The sequence below is a fragment of the Stenotrophomonas sp. YJH_SMC_69 genome (assembly GCF_059370495.1).
In genome coordinates, this window is sequence record NZ_JCAFTS010000014.1 from 66,039 (window position 1) to 89,046 (window position 23,008).

Annotated in this window: 20 protein-coding genes; 2 read left to right on the forward strand and 18 right to left on the reverse strand. The window is 68.9% G+C overall.

The genetic code is table 11. The features are described 5' to 3' along the window. Nucleotides 1-34 precede the first annotated feature (34 nt). Genes glgX through glgA form a run of 7 tightly spaced genes read right to left on the reverse strand, consistent with a single transcriptional unit; the run spans nt 35 to nt 12,164 of the window. A complete protein-coding gene (gene glgX, locus AC5P8F_RS18970) occupies nt 35-2,155 on the reverse strand; it encodes a glycogen debranching protein GlgX (RefSeq protein ID WP_495228773.1) in 2,121 nt (706 codons plus the stop codon). Next, nucleotides 2,142-2,312 (reverse strand): DUF2934 domain-containing protein, encoded by a 171-nt coding sequence (locus tag AC5P8F_RS18975; protein ID WP_014647380.1) that lies wholly within the window; start codon nt 2,310-2,312, stop codon nt 2,142-2,144. Before AC5P8F_RS18975 ends, glgX begins: the two co-directional genes overlap by 14 nt. Further along, on the reverse strand, nt 2,281-4,854 hold the full coding sequence (treY, locus tag AC5P8F_RS18980; protein ID WP_111205430.1) for a malto-oligosyltrehalose synthase: 2,574 nt from the start codon (nt 4,852-4,854) through the stop codon (nt 2,281-2,283). The genes AC5P8F_RS18975 and treY overlap by 32 nt, the downstream gene beginning before the upstream one ends. Next, nucleotides 4,851-6,695 carry a 4-alpha-glucanotransferase gene (locus AC5P8F_RS18985; protein ID WP_495228775.1) on the reverse strand — a complete coding sequence of 615 codons (1,845 nt, stop codon included), beginning with the start codon at nt 6,693-6,695 and terminating at the stop codon, nt 4,851-4,853. The genes treY and AC5P8F_RS18985 overlap by 4 nt, the downstream gene beginning before the upstream one ends. Next, entirely contained in the window at nt 6,692-8,410 is a 1,719-nt protein-coding gene (treZ, locus tag AC5P8F_RS18990; protein ID WP_495228777.1) for a malto-oligosyltrehalose trehalohydrolase, read from the reverse strand. Before treZ ends, AC5P8F_RS18985 begins: the two co-directional genes overlap by 4 nt. Continuing rightward, entirely contained in the window at nt 8,407-10,641 is a 2,235-nt protein-coding gene (locus AC5P8F_RS18995) for a 1,4-alpha-glucan branching enzyme (RefSeq protein WP_046430990.1), read from the reverse strand. The genes treZ and AC5P8F_RS18995 overlap by 4 nt, the downstream gene beginning before the upstream one ends. Next, on the reverse strand, nt 10,638-12,164 hold the full coding sequence (gene glgA, locus AC5P8F_RS19000; protein ID WP_080354736.1) for a glycogen synthase GlgA: 1,527 nt from the start codon (nt 12,162-12,164) through the stop codon (nt 10,638-10,640). Before glgA ends, AC5P8F_RS18995 begins: the two co-directional genes overlap by 4 nt. A 441-nt stretch (nt 12,165-12,605) precedes the next feature. Here glgA and AC5P8F_RS19005 point away from each other — a divergent pair, with 441 nt between their 5' ends. Both AC5P8F_RS19005 and AC5P8F_RS19010 read left to right on the forward strand, forming a co-directional pair. Continuing rightward, entirely contained in the window at nt 12,606-13,034 is a 429-nt protein-coding gene (locus tag AC5P8F_RS19005) for a PAS domain-containing protein (RefSeq protein ID WP_005409905.1), read from the forward strand. Beyond that, complete coding sequence (locus tag AC5P8F_RS19010) at nt 13,031-14,560, forward strand: diflavin oxidoreductase (protein ID WP_495228780.1); 1,530 nt, start codon at nt 13,031-13,033, stop codon at nt 14,558-14,560. Before AC5P8F_RS19005 ends, AC5P8F_RS19010 begins: the two co-directional genes overlap by 4 nt. 93 nt (nt 14,561-14,653) lie before the next feature. Here AC5P8F_RS19010 and AC5P8F_RS19015 read toward each other — a convergent pair whose 3' ends face one another. The 11 genes from AC5P8F_RS19015 to moaA all read right to left on the reverse strand — a co-directional run bounded on the left by AC5P8F_RS19015 (nt 14,654) and on the right by moaA (nt 22,501). Next, nucleotides 14,654-15,322, reverse strand: a complete 669-nt coding sequence (locus AC5P8F_RS19015; protein ID WP_126412424.1) for a sulfate/molybdate ABC transporter ATP-binding protein — start codon at nt 15,320-15,322, stop codon at nt 14,654-14,656. Further along, complete coding sequence (gene modB, locus AC5P8F_RS19020) at nt 15,312-15,995, reverse strand: molybdate ABC transporter permease subunit (protein ID WP_005409908.1); 684 nt, start codon at nt 15,993-15,995, stop codon at nt 15,312-15,314. Before modB ends, AC5P8F_RS19015 begins: the two co-directional genes overlap by 11 nt. Before the next feature lie 3 nt (nt 15,996-15,998). Next, nucleotides 15,999-16,742 carry a molybdate ABC transporter substrate-binding protein gene (gene modA, locus AC5P8F_RS19025; RefSeq protein ID WP_288495954.1) on the reverse strand — a complete coding sequence of 248 codons (744 nt, stop codon included), beginning with the start codon at nt 16,740-16,742 and terminating at the stop codon, nt 15,999-16,001. Nucleotides 16,743-16,760: 18 nt separating this feature from the next. Continuing rightward, nucleotides 16,761-17,537 (reverse strand): helix-turn-helix domain-containing protein, encoded by a 777-nt coding sequence (locus tag AC5P8F_RS19030; protein WP_134808965.1) that lies wholly within the window; start codon nt 17,535-17,537, stop codon nt 16,761-16,763. A 68-nt stretch (nt 17,538-17,605) separates the two neighbouring features. Next, on the reverse strand, nt 17,606-17,971 hold the full coding sequence (locus tag AC5P8F_RS19035) for a hypothetical protein (protein ID WP_014647390.1): 366 nt from the start codon (nt 17,969-17,971) through the stop codon (nt 17,606-17,608). Further along, complete coding sequence (gene mobA, locus AC5P8F_RS19040) at nt 17,968-18,534, reverse strand: molybdenum cofactor guanylyltransferase (RefSeq protein ID WP_075075753.1); 567 nt, start codon at nt 18,532-18,534, stop codon at nt 17,968-17,970. The genes AC5P8F_RS19035 and mobA overlap by 4 nt, the downstream gene beginning before the upstream one ends. After that, nucleotides 18,500-19,000, reverse strand: coding sequence for a molybdenum cofactor biosynthesis protein MoaE (locus AC5P8F_RS19045; protein ID WP_495220528.1), 501 nt, complete (start codon nt 18,998-19,000; stop codon nt 18,500-18,502). The genes mobA and AC5P8F_RS19045 overlap by 35 nt, the downstream gene beginning before the upstream one ends. A 3-nt stretch (nt 19,001-19,003) precedes the next feature. Next, the gene (locus AC5P8F_RS19050; RefSeq protein WP_005409914.1) at nt 19,004-19,264 is read right to left on the reverse strand and encodes a MoaD/ThiS family protein; all 261 of its coding nucleotides are present in this window, start codon (nt 19,262-19,264) and stop codon (nt 19,004-19,006) included. After that, entirely contained in the window at nt 19,264-20,517 is a 1,254-nt protein-coding gene (locus AC5P8F_RS19055) for a molybdopterin molybdotransferase MoeA (RefSeq protein WP_495220529.1), read from the reverse strand. Before AC5P8F_RS19055 ends, AC5P8F_RS19050 begins: the two co-directional genes overlap by 1 nt. After that, nucleotides 20,517-21,512, reverse strand: coding sequence for a bifunctional molybdenum cofactor biosynthesis protein MoaC/MoaB (gene moaCB, locus AC5P8F_RS19060; protein ID WP_049439441.1), 996 nt, complete (start codon nt 21,510-21,512; stop codon nt 20,517-20,519). Before moaCB ends, AC5P8F_RS19055 begins: the two co-directional genes overlap by 1 nt. Before the next feature lie 8 nt (nt 21,513-21,520). Next, nucleotides 21,521-22,501 (reverse strand): GTP 3',8-cyclase MoaA, encoded by a 981-nt coding sequence (moaA, locus tag AC5P8F_RS19065; RefSeq protein WP_134966351.1) that lies wholly within the window; start codon nt 22,499-22,501, stop codon nt 21,521-21,523. Between the last annotated feature and the right edge of the window lie 507 nt (nt 22,502-23,008).

The following is a 23,008-nucleotide window of genomic DNA, read 5'->3' on the forward strand; positions in this document are numbered from 1 at the left end:
AGTCATCGCAGCACCGCCTGTACGCGCGCTGCCGTCAGGCGCTGCTGCTGGCTGCCAGCAGGCACAGGCTGCGCGGCGGCAGCGTCCAGCCGCCTTCCTCATCCGGCTCCAACGGCGTTTCGTCGGTCTGCAGCAGTACGCGCCGGAACGACAAGGCTTCATCCGACACACTGAACCGCTGCGGCTGGTCCCCGGCGTTCAACAGCAGGGCCAGGCTGACATGCCGCCCGGGCTCGCGCAGGCCGCTGTCCGGGCTGCGGCCGTCCAGCACGATCAGCAGCGCACGCAGCCCTGCGTCATGCCAGTCCGCTTCCTCCATGCTGCGGCCGTCAGGATGCCGCCAGTCGATATCGCGCAGGCCCAGCGCTTCATCGTATTCGCCGCGCAGGAACCGGTTCCTGCGCAGCAGGCCATAGCGTCGGCGCAGCGACAGCGCCCGGCGGACGAACGCCACCTGCGCCTGTGCAGCCGGCGATGCCGCACGCTCCCAGTCGATCCAGCTCAGCGGGTTGTCCTGGCAGTAGGCGTTGTTGTTGCCCTGCTGCGAATGGCCGAACTCATCGCCGGCCAGCAGCATCGGCGTGCCCTGCGCGAACAGCAGCGTGGCCAGCAGGTTGCGCATCTGCCGCGCACGCAACGAGAGGATCGCCGCATCATCGGTGTCGCCCTCCACACCGTGGTTGCTGGAGAGGTTGTGCGAGTGGCCATCGCGGTTGTCTTCGCCGTTGGCCTCGTTGTGGCGATCGTTGTAGCTCACCAGATCGTGCAGGGTGAACCCATCGTGCGCCGTCACCAGGTTGATGCTGGCCGAGGGCCGCCTGCCATGATGTTCGAACAGGTCGGCCGAGCCGGTGAAGCGCGTGGCGAATTCCGGCAACTGGCCGCCATCGCCGCGCCAGAGCGCGCGCACCGTATCGCGGAAGCGGTCGTTCCATTCCGCCCAGCCCGGCGGGAACTGGCCCAGTTGATAGCCGCCCGGGCCGATGTCCCATGGCTCGGCAATCAGCTTCACCTGGCTCAGGATCGGGTCCTGGCGTACCGCATCAAGGAAACTGCCCGAGGCATCGAAGCCATGCCGCTCGCGGCCAAGGATGGTGGCCAGGTCGAAACGGAACCCATCCACCCGCATCTCGGTCACCCAGTAGCGCAGCGAGTCCATCACCATGCGCAGCGCGCCGGCATTGGTCAGGTCGAACGTGTTGCCGGTGCCGGTATCGTTGATGTAATAGCGGCGATCATCGGCCAGGCGGTAGTAGCTGGCATTGTCGATGCCCTTGAAGGACAGCGTAGGGCCCAGCTCATTGCCTTCGGCGGTGTGGTTGTAGACCACGTCCAGGATCACTTCGATGCCGGCACTGTGCAGCCGCGCGACCATCTGCTTGAACTCGGCCACGGTGCCCAGCGACAAGTAGCGTGGCTGCGGCGCGAAGAAGCCGATGGTGTTGTACCCCCAGTAGTTGCGCAGCCCGCGCTCGAGCAGCTGCTGGTCATCCACGTAGGCATGCACCGGCAGCAGCTCGATGGCGGTCACCCCCAGATGGCTGAGGTGGTCGACCACCGCGTCGTGGCGCAGGGCAGAGAAGGTGCCGCGCTCGGCCTGCGGGACATCGGGGTGCTGCATGGTCAGTCCGCGCACGTGCGCTTCGTAGATCACGGTCCGGTCCCAGGGCGTTGCGGGTGCACGTTCGACACCCCAGCTGAAGGCCGGATCGATCACCGCGCAGCGTGGCATGTAGCTGGCGCTGTCGCGGCGGTCGAAACTGAGATCGCCATCGCGGTGGCCCAGGGTGTAGCCGAACAGGTGCGGCGCCCACTTCAGCTCGCCGACGATCTGCTTGGCGTAGGGGTCCAGCAACAGTTTGTTGGGATTGAAGCGATGCCCCTCCTCCGGCGCATACGGGCCGTGCACCCGATAGCCATAACGTTGCCCGGGCCGCACGTCCGGCAGGTAGCCGTGCCAGATCTCGTTGGTGTACTCAGGCAGGACGATGCGCTCGACTTCACGGTTGCGCGCATCGAACAGGCACAGCTCCACCCGGGTGGCATGCCGCGAGTACAGCGCAAAGTTCACGCCCAGCCCGTCCCACGTCGCGCCCAGCGGGAACGGCCGGCCTTCGCGCACGCGCGAGGTCTGCGTCCACTTACGGCTGGCCATCGGTGCCCTCCTCGCCGCGCGCCGCGGCAATCTCGGCCTCCACCAGGCGCTCGGCCATGTGCCAGTGCCGCTGCTGCTGGTCGTCCGGGCGCCCCTCCGCTTCCCAGATCTGGTGGGCCAATGCCTCAATCCGCTGCCGTCGTTCCCTGCTGTCCATCCCTACCTGTCTCCTCGTTGATCCATATCGCCAGCGGGCTGCCAGCCAGAAGCCTGCCCACGTCCGCGGTTGCGTTGAAATGTTCGATGCGCCCGTCCAGGAGGTTGCGCATGGGGCCTGTCGGCAGACCGTGCAGTGCTACACCGGTGCCGACGTCGTGCGCGGCGTGCAGGCTGGGCCCAGGCACGGCGGCGGGCGAACCCCGCCGCACGATCACCAGCAGCACCTGCGCCTGATGCCTGCGCGTGAACGCCAGCCACGGCGAGCGCGCAGGCGCGGACAGCGGCTGCAACTGGCCATGCAGGAACAGGTGCGGGTGCCTGCGGCGGCACTCCAGCAATTGCCGCAGCAGGAATGCCTTGATGCCACCGTCCCGCCAGTCTTCCAGCAGCGCGGGCCACCCGCGCGTATCGCGCAGCCACGCCTGCCGCGCTGGATAGTCCACGGCACGCCGGTTGTCCGGGTCCACCAGGCTCAGGTCCCAGCCTTCGCCGCCCTGGTAGAGGTCGGGCACGCCGGGCAGGCAGTGCTGCAGGCACAGCTGCGCCAGGCCGTTGCAGGCGCCGGCCGGCGCGATGCGCGCCACGAACGTCGCCAGCGCCTCGCGCACCGGCTGCAAGGGCGCTGCGTCCAGCAGCGCGTGCAGCCACTGCGCGGCGGCCTCCTCCACGGCCACATCCGGGTCTGACCAGCTGCTGACCCGCTTGCCCTCGCGCAATGCCTTGGTCAGCCATTGCACCATCCTCGAGGCGAAGTCGGCGCCAGGGGCACCGTGCATCGGCCATGCGGCCACGAGCGCCTGCCACAGTGCGTAGGCCTCGGCACCCGGCAATGGCATCGGCGCGCCGGCGCGGGTCAACATCCGGTTCCAGCGCCGCACAGCGTCCCGCCATTCGAACGTGCAGGTACTGAGAACCGCCAGCCGTGCCCGGCTGTCGGCGCCGCGCTTGTGATCGTGGGTCGCAAGCGCAAGCAACGCCCTGGGATGGCGACGCAGGCGCGCGGCGGCGTGTTCCAGCAGCGCGCGCCCCTCCATGCCCAGCCGCTGCGGATCACTGCCGACGTCGTTGCGCGAGAGCAGCCTGAAATAGCGATAGAACCCGGTGTCTTCCACCGACTTGGCATTCAACGGCGCGGCCAGTTGACCGAAACGCGCACGCAGCACGCGCTCGGCCTGCGCCTCGCCGGCAAGCGCTGCCAGCAACAGGTCCAGCGCCGCGCGTGCGGCACCGTCCAGTGCCTGGCGCGCTGCGGCGGAAGCGTCCGCCAGCGCCTTTCGTTCACCCGCCCCCTGCAGCGAATAGGGCCGGTAGGTGCGGTAATGCCCCAGCACGGAAGCCAATGCGCGGGCCAGCGCAGCCACTCCGATATCGGCTTCGGCCAGCCGCGGCTGCAGGACCTGCTGCGCGCTGCGCAGCAGCCGCTGGAAGTCGGCATGAAGGCCCTGGCGCAGCAACATGGCGCGGGCGTCCTGCTGGATCCGGTCGAAGCTGCGCGGGTCACCGCCCAGCGCCTGCCACGTGCGCGAGAGCGCGGGTGCAGCCGCCGGATCGTGCAACCAGGCACCGGCCTGGTCCATGAAGTCATAGCCGGTGGTGCCGTCGCAGGCCCAGCCGTCGGGCAGCTGCTCGCCCTCGGCCAGTATCTTCTCCACATGCAGGCTGACGGTCTGCGGGTCACGACCGCCGGCCGCGCAGGCGGCGTCGAGCGATTCACGCAGGCGCTGCAGGTACGCGCCCGGGCAGGACAGGCCATCCACGTGGTCGATGCGCAGGCCGTCCACCCATCCCTCGCGTACCAGCCGCAGCGGCAGCGCATGCACTGCCTCGAACACATCCTCGCGCTCCACCCGCAGCGCGGCCAGTTCGTTGATATCGAAAAAGCGCCGGTAGTTCACCTGATCGCCGGCCGTGCGCCACCAGGCCAGACGGTAGTGCTGCCGCTGCAGCAGCGTGTGCAACCGTTCAACGCTGCGGTTGCAGCGTTCGGCCCACGCCGGCCACTGCGCGGGTTCCAGCGGATGGCTGCGCGGCGACAACGGCAATGCCAGGCCATGGTGGCGCAGCACGGGCCGCGCGTTGTCCACCACCACGCGCACCACGCCGTCGCGTACCGCGTCGTGCAACGGCCGGTCCAGTACCGGCAGCCAGAGCCGGCCCTCGCAGCCCGGCGCCTCCCACTCGATGTCAAACCAAGCTGCGTGCGGGCTTCGAGGCCCGTGCATCAGCACATCGCTCCACCACTGGCTGTGCGGGGACGCCGCCAGATGGTTGGGCACGATGTCCAGGATCAGGCCCATGCCGTGCGCGCGCGTCACTTCCGCCAGCTGCCGGAAGCCCGCTTCACCGCCCAGTTCCGGATTGATGCGAGCCGGGTCGATGCCATCGTAGCCATGCGTCGACCCGGGCACCGCCGCAGCGATCGGTGACAGGTAAAGGTGGCTGACGCCCAGCGCGGCGTAGTACGGCACCTGCGCGGCAGCCGCCCCGAGGTCGAAGCCTGCGTGCAGCTGCAGGCGCGCGGTGGCACGCAACCCCGTCATTGCCCGGCCCTGCGGCGCGTGGCACTCAGGCGCGCCACGCGCGCATCGGCCGAGTCAGCATCCCACGTCGGCGGCAGGCGGCGGCGCCAGTTGGGATGGCCGCCGACGGTGCCTGGCAGGTTCACCTGTGCGCGACCGCCCAGCGCGTCTTCCAGCGGCAGCAACGCCAGCCGGGACGCCGCGTGGGCGACCAGAGACAACGCCCTGGCGTCCAGCGGCGCGCCCTCGCCGCCAACCACCGCAGACAGTGCCTGCGCGTCGCTGGCACGCGCGCGCAGTGCCGCTGGCAGATCCGCCAGCTCACCCAGGCGTGCGCGCCAGCGCAGGTCACGCCCGCGCAGCCAACCGGCCAGCGGTGGCAGGTCATGGGTGGAGGGCATGGCCACTGCATCGCGGCGCCACTGCGGCGCCGGCAGGAAGCGCGCGCCGTTGCGGGCAAACGGCAGCACCTCGATGCCCAGAATGCCCCGGGCTGCCAGCCGCTGGCGCATGCCCGGCGGAACCACGCCCAGGTCTTCGCCGATCAGCACGCAGCGATGCCGCCAGGACTCCAGCACCAGCAGGTTGATCAGATCATCGAACGGATAGCGCAGGTACACGCCCTGCCCGGCGTCCGCGCCACGGGGCAACACCCACAGCCGCAGCAGGCCCAGGATGTGATCGATGCGAAGCCCGCCGCGGCCGGACATCACGGCGCGCAGCACGCGAAGGTAGGGGGCGAAGCCCTCGCGCAGCAACGCCATCGGTGACCAGCTGGTGATGCCCCAGGCCTGGCCGAGCGGATTGAACGCGTCCGGCGGCGCACCCAGCTCAAGTCCCTGCAGCAGATCAGCCCCCCCGGTGCGTGCCTCCACGCCCTGCGGCGCGCAGCCCACGGCCAGGTCGGCAATCAACCCGATCGAAGCGCCCTCGTCGCGCAGCGTGGCGTGTACCTGCGCCCAGCCCTGCTGTGCCAACCACTGCGCAAACGCGTGGTCGTCCGCGCTGCCGGTGAACCGGTCGGCGGCATGCTGGCAATAGTGCCGTAGCGGATCGCCCTGCATGGCACGCCAGGTTTCGATCTGTGCGTGCTGCGACGGTGCCTGCGCTGCAATCCATTGGCGAACCTGCCGTATCCAGCGCCACTTCACTGCCGCCGAGTGCGGCCAGTCAATGCGACGTGCGGCAGTTCCCGCTTCCACCGCCGCCGCCAGCGCCTCGTCCCCGCCCAGCACGCTGTTGGCGGCATCGGGCAATACCTGCGGCAGGGAGACCTGCAGCGGGTCGAGCCAGCGCCGGTCGCTGGGCGAATAGGGGCTGTAGCCTGGGCCCGGTGGTATGCCTGCGTGCAGCGGGCTCAACGCCAGTGCGTCGCCGCCGTGCCGGTGCAGCAGCTCGCTCCATCGTGCACAGCCGGCACTGTCACCGATGCCGGCATCACCGGGCGCGCGCAGGCTGTAGACCTGCGCCGACAGGCCCCAGCCGCGCAGCGTGCCCCGCGGCCACCAGGCACGCTGTGGCGCCACCGCAACCGCCTGTTGCTGGTCGCCCCGGCGCCACTGCCAGTAACCCGGCTGGTCCGGCACGCGCCAGCGGCCCTGCGCATCGGCACGGGCGGGCAACGCTGCGCCCTGCTCATCCACCCAGCACGCTGCGCCGGCTGCCTCCGGCATCACCAGCAGCTGTCCGCAGCAGGCCGTGCGCAGGCCAGCGTGCTCGGGCACCGCCTCGCACTGCAGCCCCTCCAGCACGGCGCGCAGCACGTCCGGCGCGACCTCGCGCGCGGCACCGGCCACGTCGGTCCAGCGGACCAGCAGGCCCGCACGGCGGGCCGTCCCCCGCACCGCTGCATCCGTATTCATGCGGCGACCCAGCAGGCCAGCACGCCGCCGCCTGCCGGCAGCATCCCGGCAGCGTCCGGCCCCACGACGTACTCGCCGGCCGGCACCGCATGCTCCACCGGCACAGGGCCCACGTTGATCGCGATCCACCATTGGCCCGATGGCAACTGCCAGCCCGCCTGCACCGCGCCTTGGCCAAGCACGCGCGCGCCCAGCGACCGCGCCTGCAGCAGGCCCGGCTGCAGATGGCGCCTGCGCAGGCCGAGGAATTCACCCGAGCAGCGCAGCCAGTGCTGCGACCAGGGATCATCGCCGGGCGGCGGCGTGTACGACGCCTGCAGGGTCGCCGCATCGTTCGGGTCCGGAATACGCGCGCGCGCGGCGGCGTCGGCAAAGGCGCTGAAACCAGCGAACTCACGTCGACGCCCTTCACGCACCGCCTCGTCCAGCGGCGGCGCGTAGTCGGTGAAGAACAGGAAGGGCGATTGCGCCTGCCACGGCTCGCCCATGAACAGCAGCGGGATCATCGGCGTCAGCAGGGTCAGCGCCAGCGCCGCGCGCAGCGGCGCAGGATCGGTCAGCATCGACAGGCGCTCGCCGAAAGCGCGGTTGCCCACCTGGTCATGGTTCTGCGCGAATACCACGAAACGCGCGGGCGACAGGTCGGCGCTGGGTTCGCCGCGGGGATTGCCGCGCAGGTCCGGTTCACCCTGCCAGGCGAATCCTTCGGCCAGGCAGCGCGCCAGCAGTGCTTCGGCGCGACCGGCATAGGCCGCGTAATAGCCTTCCTGCTCGCCGGTCAGCATCACATGCAGCGCATTGTGGAAGTCATCGTTCCACTGCCCCTGGTAGGCGCCGCGCAGCCACCGCGCCTGGTTGCGCTCGTTCTCCAGCACCAGGTGCGCGTGCGGGGCCACCGCACGTACCTCATCGGCCAGCTGCTGCAGGAAACGGTCATCGTCAATGGCGTGCACCGCGTCCAGGCGCAGGCCATCGAAGCCGTAGTCGCGCAACCACATCAGCGCGTTGTCGATGAAAAAGCGCTGCACCCAGGGCTGGCGGAAGTCGATGGCCTCGCCCCACGGCGTGCTGCGGTCGTCACGGAAGAACCCGCGCGCGTAGTCGCGCAGGTGGTTGCCCTGGGGTCCGAAGTGGTTGTAGACCACATCCAGCAGCACCGACAGCCCTGCATCGTGCGCCGCTTCGATGAAGGCCCTCAGCGCTGCCGGCCCGCCGTAGGCATGGGCCGGCGCATACGGGAACACGCCGTCGTAGCCCCAGTTGCGCTGCCCGGGAAACTGCGCGACCGGCATCAGTTCAATGGCGGTGATGCCCAGCGCGGCCAGCATCGGCAGTTGCGCGGTCAACGCCGCGAAGCCGCCCCCGGCCTCGATATGCACCTCATAGATCACCAGGTCCTGCCAGGCATGCCCCTGCCAGGCAGGCCCCGTCGCGTCGGTATCCAGCACCACCGCGCTGTCGCCGTCGATGCCGTCCGGCTGCCAGCGCGAGGCCGGGTCGGGCACGTCCTGGCCAGAAGGCAGGCGGAACCGGTAGCGGTCGCCATGCGATGCCGGTATTCGCAGCCAGTGGCAGCCGTCCGGGTCGCGCTGCATCGGCCGCTGGGTGCCTTGCAGGCACAGCGCCATCGTCCTTGCGCCCGGTGCCCACACGCGGAACTCCACCCCGTCACCGGCCACCGGCCAAGCGCCCAGGCGCGGGGCCACTGTGGTCATGCATCAACCTGCAGGTAGAGCGTGGACAGCGGCGGCAGCGTGAGCCGCAGCGACTGCGCGTGGCCGTGCATCGGCCTCGGCTCGGTATGCACTGCGCCGAGGTTTCCCGCATTGCCGCCACCGTAATACGCGCTGTCGGTGTTGAGCCGTTCGCTCCAGCGCCCCGGTTGCGGCACCCCGACCCGGTAGCCGTCGCGACGCAGCGGGGTGAAGTTGCTCACCACCAGCAGGGTGCGGCCGCTGCCGGCAGGATCCCGGCGGATGAAGGCGTAGACGCTGTTGCGACTGTCGTCCGCCACGCTCCAGTCGAAGCCGCGTTCGTCGCGTTCGTCGCGATGCAACGCAGGTTCGGCGCGGAGCACGTTATTGAGGTCGCCCACCAGGCGCGACAGGCCCTGGCCCTCGTTGCTGGCCGCCCGTGCCCAGTCCAGTGCCGCATCGTGCGACCACTCATGGCCCTGGCCGAACTCGCCGCCCATGAACAGCAGTTTGCTGCCCGGGTGCGCCCACATGAAGCCGTAATACGCGCGCAGCTGGGCCAGCCGCTGTGCCGGCTCGCCCGCCATCTTGGCCAGCAGCGCGCCCTTGCCATGCACCACCTCGTCGTGGGACAGCGGCAGCACGAACCGTTCGGAGAAGGCGTAGACCAGGCCGAAGCTGATCTGGCTGTGGTGATGCGAACGATGGACCGGATCGCGCCCCAGGTACTGCAGGGTGTCGTGCATCCAGCCCATGTTCCACTTGTGGGTGAAGCCAAGCCCGCCCTCCTCCACCGGCGCTGTCACCCCCGGCCACGCGGTGGATTCCTCGGCGATCACCAGCACGTCCGGGAAGCGCTCCCGCAGCGTCTGGTTCATCCGCCGCAGGAAAGCGACCGCCTGCAGGTTCTCGCGCCCGCCCTGCTCGTTGGGTACCCACTCCCCCTCGGCACGGCTGTAATCCCGGTACAGCATCGACGCTACGGCGTCCACGCGCAGACCGTCGACATGGAAGCGCTCCACCCACTCCAACGCACTGCCGATCAGGTAGGCGGCCACTTCGTTGCGGCCGTAGTTGTAGATCAGCGTGTCCCAGTCGGCGTGCACCCCTTCGCGCGGGTCGGCATGCTCGTACAGCGCGGTGCCATCGAACCCGGCCAGGCCATGCGCATCGTTGGGGAAGTGCGCGCTCACCCAGTCCACGATCACTCCCACGCCGGCCTGGTGACAGCGGTCCACGAAGCGTGCGAAGGCCTGTGGCGTGCCATGGCGTGCCGTCGGCGCGTAGATCCCCAGCGGCTGATAGCCCCAGGAACCGCCGAAGGGATGCTCGCTCACCGGCAACAGCTCGATATGGGTGAAGCCAAGACCGGCCACGTACGGAATCAAACGGTCGGCCAGGGCATCCCAGTCCAGCGGCGCACCATCGTCGCTGCGCTGCCAGGAACCCGCATGCACTTCGTAGATCGACAGCGGTGCGCAGGTTCCGGCCAGGCGGCGGGCCGCCAACCAAGCATCATCGTGCCACTCCATTTGCCCAGCCGAAGGCACCCGCGATGCGGTCGCCGGTGGCAGCTCGGCCCAGCGCGCCATCGGATCGAACTTGTCGGGCATCACCCGGCCGTCGGCGCCGACGATGCGGAATTTGTAGCGGGCACCGGCCTGCACGCCCGGCAGGAACAGCTCCCACACGCCGGCGGTGTGACGCAGCCGCATCGGATGGCGTCGGCCGTCCCACCCGTTGAAATCGCCAACCACGGCGACCCGCTGGGCATTGGGTGCCCACACCGCGAAGCGCACGCCCGCAATGCCCTGCACCTGCATCGGCACCGCACCCAGCTGCCGCGCCGCATCGGCATCACCGGCATGGAACCGCTGCAGCAGGGCTTCGTCCAACAGTGGACCGAACGCATAGGCATCGTGCACCTGCTCCACGCCCTGTTCGAAATGCAGGGCAAGCAGCGGTATCGCCGCGTCACCGGCCGCGCCCTCGAACAGGCCGGGCAACGGGCCAGGGGACAGGTTCCAGCGCCGCCCATCGTCTGCAATCACCTCGACGCGCTGCGCATGCGGCACCAGCACGCGCAGCTGGCGTCCGCCTTCTGGCTGGCGATGCGGGCCCAGCCAGGCGAATGCATCGGCCGGGCGCGCGTGGACGAGGTCCTGCAGCGCCGGGGCGATACGCTGATCCAATCCCGTCTCCGTGATCGCTTCATCCTCCAGGGCGGCCAGATGCAGGCTGTCGTGGCTCATGCGGCCACCTGGCAGGTCTGCTGGTACAGGGCCAGATACGCGCGACCGGCCGCATCCCAGCCACCCGGCCGCAGCATGGCGGCGCGGCGCATGGCCTGCAGCAGGCCGGGCAGGCGGAAGGTGCGCATCGCCCGTTCCACGCAGCGGCGCAGGCCATCGGCATTGGCGCCGTGGAACAGGAATCCGGTCACGCCATCCTCGACGGTATCCACCAGCCCGCCGGTCGCGTGTGCGATGGGCAGGCAGCCGAAGCGCTGCGCGTACATCTGGCTCAGCCCGCAGGGTTCGAAGCGTGAAGGCATCAGCAGGAAGTCGGCGCCGGCAAACATCTGGCGGGCCAGCGCCTCTTCGAAGCCGATGAATGCGCCCACCCGTCCGGGGTAGCGCCGGGCCAGCGCCTGCACCTGCGCTTCCACCTGCGGCTCGCCGCCGCCGATGATGACCAGCTGGCCGCCGGCCGCCACGATCTGCGGTGCCACGTCGCAGGTGATGTCCAGGCCTTTCTGGTGCACCAGGCGGGAGACCACCGCGAACAGCGGGCCGGTCGACGGCGCCAGCCCGAACGCCTTGCGCACCGCATGCGCGTTGGTGGCGCGCCCGGTCCATTCGCCGATGCCGAAATGGGCCTTGAGGTGGATGTCGCGGCGTGGATCCCAGCTGGCGTCGATGCCGTTGACGATGCCACTCAGGTGTCCGCCGGCCGCCCGGCGCGCCAACAGGTCATGCAGCCCGCAGCCGTCATCCGGGGCGGTGATCTGCTGCGCGTAGCGCAGGCTGACCGTGTTCAGCCGCGTGGCATTGGTGATGCCGCCCTGCAGGAACGACATCTGCCCGTGGAAGTGCAGTTCATCCAGGTGTTCGGCCGGCACGCCCAGCACCGGCGCAAGCGCGTAGGGAAACAGCCCCTGATAGGCCAGGTTGTGGATGGTCAGCAGGGTCGGCACGGCTGTCCGGTCCCAGCGTACGTAGGCGGCAGCCATGGCCACCGGCCAGTCATTCAGGTGCAGCAGCTGCGGCGCCCAGTCCAGCCCGGCGCGCCCGGCCGCAATCTCCGCAGCCGCATGCGAAAGCGTGGCGAAGCGGACCGCGTTGTCTTTCCACTCCTGTCCCTGCCCATCCACGTAGGGCGAGCCCTCGCGCTCGTACAGCCCAGGCGACAGCAGCACGTAGATAGGAAGGCCGTCGGCCTGCACCGCCATGCCGATCGTGCACGCGGGCAACCCGGCTCGGGCGCTGACCCGCCCCACCGGTCGCAGCTGTGGCAGGCGCTGCAGAACCTCCGGGTAGCCGGGCAGCAGCACGCGCGAATCACATGCACCGCGCACCGCACGCGGCAACGCCGCGGCCACATCGCCCAGTCCGCCGGCCTTGATGAAGTCGGCCATCTCGGTGGCGACGAACAGCACGCGCTGCACCAGTTCTGGGAGATCCAACGGTTGCGAGTGGCCGCGGCGAGTGCCGATCGGCACGGGCGTGAGCGGAGAGATCGCAACGGGTGAAGCGGACTGGGCGGCGCGGGCCATGGGGATGATCTCGGATGCTTCAGGCAGACAGACGCCAGCGGCGCCCGGACGGGCGCTTGTGCTGGGAAGGAAGTCGACGCAGGACGTGGGGGACGTCAGCGAGAGGCTCAGGACGACAATAGCCCTCCATGCGATCAATCAACCGTGAAGCCATGGCGATTTCTTTGTGACAAGGCGTCATGAGCTCAGTACACATGACAGGCGCCCGCCTCCTGCCCGTGTCTCTCCTGTAGAGCCGAGCCCGCGCCCGGCTGCCGGCAATCCCGTTTGCCCCGTGAGCCGAGCATGGGCTCGGCTCTACAGGGATTCTTCCTGCGACACCCGGTCGCAGGCCATCGAGCGACGCGCTTGACCAATGTCAAACCGCCCGCCGCCGCGCGGGCGTATTTCTATGCAGGACCCGAACACGCCGGCACTGCCGGCATCCACAAGGACCCTGCGATGAGCTACACCCCCGACAACGCCCAGCTGCTGAACGCCATGCAGAACGTCATGGTGATCTCCACCACCGACCTGCAGGGCAACATCACCTACGCCAATGACCTGTTCTGCACGCTCACCGGCTTCGCCCGCGAGGAACTGATCGGCCAGCCGCACAGCATCGTGCGCCACCCGGACGTGCCCAAGGCCGTCTACAAGGACATGTGGGACACCATCAAGGCCGGCAAGACCTGGACCGGCATCGTGCCCAACCTTGGCAAAGGCGGCGTGCTCTACGTGGTCGACACCACCGTGCAGCCGCTGTTCGACGCCGACGGCAACATCACCTCGTACATCAGCATCCGCCGCGTGGTGAACGACCTGATGCAGAACTACGACCTGGTCGAGTTCAGCAAGGAAAAGTTCGACGACTTCTACGAGGCCGCGTGAACGCTCTCCCGACCAGTACGCCCTTCAGCCGCCTGCTGGTGGGTTTTGCGTCCGAGTCGGGCAACGCCCGCGCCCTGGCCCAGCGCCTGGGCGCGGGCCTGCAGCTGCACGGGCCGCAGGTACTCCCGTTCAACGACATCGACGTGGCCAGTCTCGGCCAAGGCGATGTGCTGCTGGCAATCTCCAGCTCGTTCGGCGATGGCGAACCGCCGGCCAATGGCGAGCAGTTCTTCGAAACACTGCGCCAGACCCCGACGCTGCGCGGCCTGCGCTATGCGGTGTTCGGCCTTGGTGACACCGGCTACCCGAGCTTCTGCGGCTTCACCAAGGCGCTGGATGCTGCATTGAGCGAGCGCCAGGCCCAGCCGCTGCTGCATCGGGTGGACGCCGATCTGGGCTACGAGCAGTTCTTCCAGCAATGGCAGCCGGTGCTGGGCCAGGTGCTGGAGGGTGACCTCAGCGCTGGCCAGCACCTGCACCTGCAGGTCACCGCCTATTGCGAAGACAATGCCTTTGCCGCGCGCATCCTCGAACGCCGCCGCTTGAACAGCAGCGACCCGGCCGCGTGGCACCTGCAACTGGACATTGCCGGCAGTGGCATGGCCTATCGCGCGGGCGACACCCTGCACGTAGTACCCGGGAACGACCCTGCCCTGCTGCAGGCGTTGGCCACCTGGTACGGCGACACCGCCGCCGTGGCCGCCCTGCACGACCGCGAGCTGCGCCTGCTGAGCAAGGGCGTGCTGCGCGAACTGGCCCGGCTGGGCGGTAGTGAGGCACTGAAGGGCCTGCTGAAGGTCAGCCAGAAGCGCGAGCTGGACGCCTACCTGCACGGCCTGGACCTGCTGGACGTGCTGCAGGACCACGCCACGCCGGACAGCGTGCCGCTTGCCCGGCTGCGCGAACTGCTGTCACCGCGGCTGCCGCGCGCCTATTCGATCGCCTCGCACCCGTGCGACGACCAGCTGAGCCTGTGCCTGCGCGAAGTGCGCTACACCCTGCGCGGCCGCGAACGCTTCGGCACTGCCACCGGCAGCCTCCTGCATGGAGGCGACCATGCCCGTGTGTACTGCCGCTCCAACCCCGGCTTCCACCTGCCCGATACCGGCGAGGCACCGCTGCTGCTGGTCGGTACCGGTACTGGCATCGCACCCTTGATGGGCCTGCTGCAGGAACTGCAGGCCAAGGCCTGCGAACGCGAAGTGCACCTGGTGTTTGGCGAGAAGCACCGCCAGCACGACTACCTGTACCGTGACCAGCTGCTGGACTGGCGCACGCGTGGCGTGCTGGCCGGCCTGCATACCGCGTTCTCGCGCGATGGCGCCGAAAAGATCTATGTGCAGCATGTGCTGCAGCAGCGCGGCGATGAAGTGCGCGATGTGCTGGCCCGCGGTGGGCATCTGTACCTGTGCGGCAACAAGCGCCACCTGGAAAGCGCGGTGCGCGAGGCCATCGATGCCATCGGCGGCGAAGGCCACTGGGACACGCTGCGCAATGAGGGCCGCACGCACTGTGAATTGTACTGATCCGTTGATCCTGTAGAGCCGAGCCCACGCTCGGCTGCTGTTGGCGTTGTCGCGCAGAGCAGCCGAGCATGGGCTCGGCTCTACAGGTGCAGGTCAACCGTCGACAATGCGGCCGTCCACCACGCGCGCCACCTGCTGGCCGAACATGGCCACATCCTGCGGGTCATGGCTGATCAACAGCAGCGGAATGCCGGTCCTGTCCAGCACGGTCTCCAGCTCCTGGCGCAGATGATGGCGAAGATCATGGTCCAGCGCGGAAAACGGTTCATCCAGCAGCAGCGCCTGCGGCTGTGTCACCAGCGCGCGCGCCAGCGCGGTACGCTGGCGCTGTCCGCCGGAAATCTGTGATGGCAGCAGATCGCCCACCGCGTCGATGCGGAAGGCGTGCAACCACTGTTCCACCGCGTCGAAGCGCTGGCCGATCCGCGGATTCAGCCATCCCTTCTGCAGCCCGAACGCCACGTTCTGGCGCACGCTCAGGTGCGGGAACAACGCGTAATCCTGGAACACGTAGCCCAGCCGACGGCGCTGCGGTGGCAGGTCCACGCCGGTGGCCGTATCGAACAGGGTCTGCCCCTGCAGGCGCACATGGCCCTGGCCTGGCCGCAGCAGTCCGGCCACCGCCTTCAGGGTCAAGCTCTTGCCGGCGCCGGAGGGTCCGAACAGCACCACCTGCCGCTGCGTGCACTGCAGCGATACGTCCAACACGAAATCCTGGCCGGCCGCCTGCAGGCGACGCTGCACCTGCAGGTCAAGCCACATCACGCAGCTCCCGGCGACGTCCGCCCACCAACCGCGCAGCCAGCAACAGGATCACGATGCACACCACCGAGGTCAGGATCACCAGCGCATTGGCCTTGCCGTCCTGACCGGCCTGCACCGCCTCGTAGATGGCGATCGACAACGTCTGCGTCCGGCCCGGAATGCTGCCGGCCACCATCAACGTCGCGCCGAATTCACCCATCGCGCGTGCAAACGCCAGCAACAGGCCGGCAAGAATGCCGCGCCAGGCCAGCGGCAGCGTGACGCGGAAGAACACCGCCGCTTCGGACACACCCAGCGTCCGCGCGGCCTGCTCCAGCTGTCCGTCCACTTCCTCGAACGCCGCGCGTGCCGGCTTGAACACCAGCGGCAGCGAAGCCACCGCCGCCGCAATCACCGCAGCCTGCCAGGTGAACACCAGGTTGATGCCGAACCACGACTGCAGCCACGCGCCGATCGGGCCGTTGCGACCGATCAGCACCAGCAGGTAATACCCCAGCACCGTTGGTGGCAGCACCATCGGCAGGGTCAACAGCGAATCCAGCAGCTCACGGCCGGGAAAGCGCCGACGCGCCAGCAGCGCGCCCAGCGCCACGCCCAGCACCAGGTTGATCGCGGTGGCCCAGCCGGCCACCTTCAGCGACAACCCCAATGCACTCCAGTCCAGATCCATGCGTCAGGGCTTGCCGAATCCGTGCCGGGCCAGGATCGCCTGGCCCTGCGCCGAACGCACAAAGGCGACAAACCGCTTGGCCTCTGCCGGCTGCGCGCTGGCCCTGGTCACCGCCAGCGGATAGGCGATGCGCCCGGACACCGGTACCACGAAGGCACGGCGTACCCGGTCCGGCATGGCCTGCGCGTCAGTGGCATAGACGAAGCCGGCATCCACTTCACCGCGCGCCACGTAATCCAGCGACTGGCGCACGTTCTGCGTGGTGATGATCCGGCCCTGCACCGACGGCCACAGGCCGGCCGCTTCCAGCGCGCCCTTGGCATAGCGGCCGACCGGCACGCTGTCCGGGTTGCCCAGTGCGATGCGTTGCACGCCGGCACCGACCAGGTCCTTCAAGCTGCGCGGCGCGGCCCTGGCCTGCGGCGGCGCCACCACCCACAGCGCGTTCACCGCGAACACCGCGCGGCTGCCGGCCGCCAGCAGGTCCTGCTGCTGGGCCTGGTCCATGGTGGCTTCATCGGCCGACGCGAACACATCCACCGGCGCGCCGCGGCTGATCTGCTGCAGCAGTACGCCAGAGGCGGCGAAGTTGAAATCGACCCTGGTTCCCGGGTGCGTCTTCTCATAGGCCGCACCCAGTTCGCGGAAGCTCTCGGTCAGGCTCGACGCCGCCGACACCGTCAGGTCGGCCGCCCAGGCCGGTACCGTGGCCAGCAGGCCCAGCCACAACAATGCCGCTCGCTTCATGCCCAGCCCCCTGCCTGATCAGTCCAGTCCGGCGTCCCGGGCTACGGCCAGTTCCGCCAGCCGGTCCGGGTCCAGCAACAGCATCTCACGTTGGTTCACCGCAATCACACCGTCGTCGCTCAAGCGGCGCAGTACCCGGCTCACCGTCTCCGGCGCCATCCGCAGGTAGTTGGCGATCTCGGTGCGGGCCATGCTCAGGTTGAAACGGGTGGCGGAGAATCCGCGCCGGGCATAGCGCTCGGAAAGATCCAGCAGGAACGCCGCCATGCGCTCCTCGGTGCGATGGTTGGCGGCCAGCGTGGCGACCTTGCCGATCTCGGCGCTGAGCAGGCTGAACAGCCGCGCCTGCAACCCCGGCATGCGCGTGGCCAGCAGGCTCAATCGCGGAAACGAGATCCGGCACAGGTAGACGGTGTCCAGGGCCACGGCGTTGCAAGGGAAGCGCGCGCCGTGGATGGCATTGAGCCCGATCACCTCGCCCGGCAGGCTGAAACCCAGCACCTGCTCGTTGCCCTGGCTGTCATCGACGAACGTCTTGACCATGCCGGCACGCACCGCGGCGATCGAGTCGAATGGATCGTCGGCACGGAACAGGTAGTCGCCGGCCTGGAACGGGCCGACGTGGTCGACCAGCACATGCAGTTCGCCCAGCGCGGTCTTGTCGTAGCCCTGCGACATGCAGGCGTCGGAGAACGCACAGGTGCTGCAGAAGTGCAGCGCGTCTCCGTCATCGGCCGCTGCCGGATTGGGCGTGGCCGGCCGGGACGCAGAGGGAGCGGAGGGGTTCAGAGGCATTGCAGCGAGGCAGGAACGAAGGCCCTCATCATACGACAGCGCACCGCCCGGCCCTGCGCAACGTGCACCTACTCTGGCGCGGGTTCGGAACGCCGCTGCGGGCCACGCTGCCGCATGCTGTCGCGCACGTCCACGTCGAACTGCAGCTGCAGCATGCTGTCGTCATCCAACGCGATACCGAAGCCCAGCCCATCCCGGCAGGGCAGCCTGCCCGCCAGCGACTCAACGGCCTGGCGAGGCAGTACCAACCGGCAGAATGTCCCGCCATCGAGCAGCACCGCCTGATCGCCGGCATGCAGCGACAGCGCCACGCCCCAGCCACCGCTGCCACCAAAGCGCGTCAGGTTCTCCACTGATTCGCCGGCCAGCAATCCTGCCAGTTCTTCTTCATCCACGCGCAGGCGCATCGATTGCTGTTGCAGCTGGACCTTCATGCTGTGATGGACTCCCATTCCGACGGGGTGTTGCAGTTGAGCAGCAACGCCTGATCCTCCGGCGCCAGTGGCATCCGTGTCACGCCCAGGCGTTCCTGCAGGGCGCGCAGTGAACGGCGCGCCGTCGGATCATCGATCAAGGCCTGCAGCACGCGGCGGCAATGATCATCGATCTGCAACCGCATCGGCAACGGTTCATCGTCGAATACCGTGCAGGCACGCCCTTGATCGGCCTGCAGCCGCTGCAACAGCGCGGGTGTCACCCGCGGCGTATCGACCGGCACCACCCAGGCGGGGCCGTCTGGCATCTGCATCGCCACACTGTAGAGGCCGCCCAGCGGGCCGCAGCGTGCGACCCGGTCCGGGATGCCACCAAAAGCTGGGTAGTCGCCGCTCACCCATACCCTCCCGGCGCCGGCCTGCAGCAGCAGGCCGCGCATGTGTTCCAGCAGCGTGCGGCCGTGCCAGGGCAGCAGCGCCTTGTCGCGGCCCATCCGGCTGGACAGGCCGCCGGCCAGCACGATGCCATCAATGGGGATGTTCGTGATCGTGCGCATGGTCATGGCCGGGTTCGCTGTCCGCATGGCACAGACTGCAACCTTCGCTCCACTGGCTGTCGCCGTCTTCGTAATGCTCCTGCTTCCAGATCGGGCACTGGTGCTTCACCACCTCGATCAGCTGCCGGCACGCGCGGAACGCCTCGTCGCGGTGCGGGCTGCCTGCGGCCACCACCACCGCCACATCGCCGATGCCGAGTCGCCCCTTGGCATGGGCCACATACAGTTTCAACTTCGGACTGAACGTAGCCTCGACCTCGGCCGCCAGGCGCTTGAACTCGTTCAATACCAGCGGCTCGAACAGGTCGTAGGTGATCCCGGTCACCCGCCGGCCCACATTGACGTCGCGCACCTTGCCGATGAACACATCGATGCCGCCGAAGCCCGTATCGGAAACCGCCGCGATGCCCTCGGCCGGATCGATTGCCGCCTGCGCGCGGTCCACGACCTTGGCGATGATCGTCTCGCTCATCGCTCAGCCCCCGCTCACCGGCGGCAGGATCGCCACCCGGCCATCGTCGGGCAACGCCTCGTGGTCGCGCAGCACGCGTTGCTGGTCGGCGAATGCCGAGTAATCCAGCAAGCCGGCACGGAAACCCGGCCAACGCAGCGGCAGCAGCTCGCGCAGCGCCTGGCGCAGATCGGCCACGGTGCCACCGGCTACATCCACGGCGATCTCGCGGCTGGCATCCAGATCGGAAAACGCACCGAACAATTGCAGATTCACCTGTCTCATCACGGCTCCTGGCTTGCCAGCTGCACAGGGTCCTGATGACCCCAGCCCTGCACGCGCACTGGCGTGCCGGCAGGGGCGAGACCGCCCTCGCCGTCCAGCACCACCCAGGCGTTGGCCTGCAGCATGGACATCAAACGGAACGACTCCTGCCCTGCCAGCACGCGCGCACTCAGGCGGCCCTGCGCGTCCACTTCCACCCGGGCCCGCGCATGGAAGCGCAGGCCCGGCGGCGTGCGCACGTCGGCCTGCAGCGGCAACATCAGCACCTGCTCCGGCGCCAGCCCCAGCAGGCGACGCAACACCGGCTCGACAAAGAAGCGCTGGCCCACCGCAGCCGACACCGGGTTGCCCGGCAGGCCGAAATACAGCGCGCCATTGGGCAGCACCGCGAACAGCAACGGCTTGCCGGGGCGGATCGCCACCTTGTGGAACACGATGCGCGCACCCCGGCCGCGCAGCGCGTCGGGAATGAAATCGTAGCGGCCGGCCGACACCGCGCCGGTGCTGATCAACAGCTGCGCACCCGCGTCCAGTGCTTGATCCAGTACGGCATTGAAGGCGGCCGCCTCATCGCCCACCGTGCCCTGCCAGACCACCTCGGCACCGGCGGCCTGCAGGCGGCCGACCAGGTACGGCCGGTTGCTGTCACGGATCTGCCCGGATTCCAGCGTCTGCGCCGCCTCGGTCACCAGCTCCTTGCCGGTGGCAATCACCGCCGCCTTCGGCCGTGCCACCACCGCCACCTGAGCCACGCCGATGGCATGCAGCAAGGTGCGCGCGTTGATGTCCAGCACCTGCCCGGACTGCAGCACGCGCTCGCCGTCGCTCACATCCTCGCCACGCAGGCGCACGTTCTGGCCCGGCTTCACCGATGCCTTCAGGGCGATGCGGGTCGGGCGTCCATCTTCGCTGGTGAGGATCTCGACGTTCTCGACCGGCACCACCGTATCCAGCCCGACCGGCATGCGCGCGCCGGTCATGATCTCCCAGGCGCCCTCGCCGCCGTCGGCACCGGCATCGCCGGCCGCCTGCCAGCCCTGCACCGCGAATTCGGTACCGGCCTCGAACGCCGTACCGTTGGCGCGCAGCGCGAAGCCGTCCATCGCCGAATTGTCGAACGGCGGCAGCGACTGCGCGCTGTGGATGTCACGGGCCAGGGTACGGCCGCCGGCCTCATGCAGCGGCAGGCGCTCGGCCGGCAGCGGCGTGGCCGCGTCCAGCAGGTGCTGCAAGGCCTCGCTGTAGGCAATCATCAGTGGCCACCACCCTCGACCATCGCCAGGGCGTGGCCCAGCACCGGCGCCAGGATGTCCAGGCACTGTGCCGCCGCCTTGGGGCTGCCCGGCAATGCAAACACCAGCATGTTGCCCAGCTGCACCACCTCGGCGCGGCTCAGCCAGGCCATCGGCGTGTGCTGCGCACTCAGGGCCCGCACCATCTGCGCCAGGCCATGCACCGGCCGCGCATTCAAGGAACGCAGCGCCTCCGGGGTCAGGTCACGCGGGCCCAGCCCGGTACCGCCGGTACACAGGCACAGGCGCACGCCCTCGGCAGCCAACGCCTGCAGGCGGCCCGCCAACGGCTCGATGCCATCGGGCAGCACTTCGGCGGCCACCACCTCGCCCCCCAGCTTCTTCAGCCCGATCACCAGGGTCGGGCCAGAGGCATCCTCATAGGTGCCTTCGCTGGCGCGATCGCTCAGCGTGATCACCGCGCAGGCCGCGCCTTCCAGGCCCTTCGGCGCACGCGGCTTGAACCGCTCACGCTCGGCCTCGTCCATGCCGTCCGGGTGCAGCCAGACACCGCGCTTGCCGCCCTCCTTGAACAGCAGGCGGATGCCTTCGATCCGCAGGGCCGGTTCCACCGGCTTGCTCAGGTCGTACAGGGTCAGCAGCGCCGCGTTGACGCCGGCCAGTGCCTCCATCTCCACGCCGGTGCGCGCCTCGCTGGCGCACTCGCACCACACGCGGATCGCCTGCCGTTCCGGCACCGGCGCGCAGAACACCTGCACCAGTTCCAGCGGCAGCGGATGGCACAGCGGCATCAGCATCGACGCCATCTTGGCGCCCTGCAGACCGGCAATCTCGGCCATCACCAGCGCATCGCCCTTTGGCAGGCGGCGCTCGACGATCAGCGGATAGGCCACTGGACCGGCATGCAGCTCGCCCACCGCCACCGCACGGCGGCGACTGATGCGCTTGTTGCGCACATCGGCCATGTGGAAGGCCGCGTTCAATTCCCCACTCATCGTGTTGCTCATCCTCCGATGGAGGCCAGGTGCGGGGTCAGCCCGGTCTGGCCCTGGTGCAGTCCATGCCCGGCCGCTTTCAGGCCAAGCTGGGTGGTGATGCGTGCCAGCAGCGCGTCGTGGTCCTCATCGCGCTGTAGCAGCGGACGCAGCGGCACGCCGAACTCGCCAAACAGGCACAGCCGCAGGTCGCCCTTGGCGGTCACCCGCAGGCGGTTGCAGCCCTTGCAGAAGTCACGCGAATATGGGGCGATGATGCCGATGCTGCCGCGATGGTCGGGGTGGCCGAACTCGCGCGCCGGGCCGGCATCGGCCGCGCGCGGCCGCTCGTGCCAACCGGCAGCCAGCAGCTGCTCGATCACCACGTCGGCGCGCAGGTGGTGGCGCTGGAAATAGGCTTCGTTGTCGCCGGTGCGCATCAGTTCAATGAAACGCACGCTGAAGGGGCGGTCACGCAGGTAGTCCATCCACTGCGGCAGCTCGTCGTCATTCAGGCCACGCAGCAGCACCGCATTGAGCTTGATCGCCGGCAGGCCCAGCGCCTGCGCCAGGGCCAGGCCCTGCTGGATCTCCGGCAGGCGGTCGTGCCCGGTGATGGTGTGGAAACGCTCGCGTTGCAGGCTGTCCATGCTCACGTTCAGCGCGGTCAGGCCGGCCCGGTGCCAGCCCGGCAGGCGCCGCGGCAGCAGCGTGCCATTGGTGGTGATGGCCACCTTGCGGATGCCCGGCACCGCCGCCACGGTGGCGATGATCTCGTCCAGATCCTTGCGCAGGCTGGGCTCGCCACCGGTCAGGCGGATCTTGCTCATCCCCAGCGCCGCAAAGGCCCGCACCAGGCGGCCGATCTCCTCCACCTGCAGGAAACGCGGGTGGCCATCGGCCTGGTACCCGTCGGGCAGGCAGTAGCTGCACCGGAAGTTGCAGGCTTCGGTGAGCGACAAGCGCAGGTACGGAAAGCTGCGTCCGAAGCTGTCGGTGAGTTGGCTCATGGCTGTTCCGCCTCCTGGTACCACCCTGCAGCCCTGCCCCTGAACGGGTTGTCGACCCCAGCCCGCAGAGTGCGCTGGGGCGTTGAAAGCGTCAACCCGGGAGGCACGCAGCCTGAATTGGTACCGCCTGTCGCGATAGGCCCTCCGCGCCCGTCCCGTTCGCCGTGACAACCTCGACACCTGTCGCAGATTGCACGCTGCGGGCGGATCACTACGCCAGCCAGCACTGGCGGGGCTTAACAGCGTAGGACAATGTCAAAAGCGTCTCCAATCGAGTGATGTTTGCAACTCTTCTGATTGGCATTGCACAGCGCCAGGGGCTCAGATGGCGTGCCACCGGAAAAGGGTGGCCGGGCTTCGAACACCCGAGTTGATGTTGATGTATGCGCTTGCCAGCCGGCGCCACCCTGGCGTGGCGCCGGCTGGCAATCCGTCTGCCGGCTATGGCGGGCGGTGCGTGGGGGCCTTCGGGCCCACCGGACTGACATCAACCCGGTGTTCGAACCA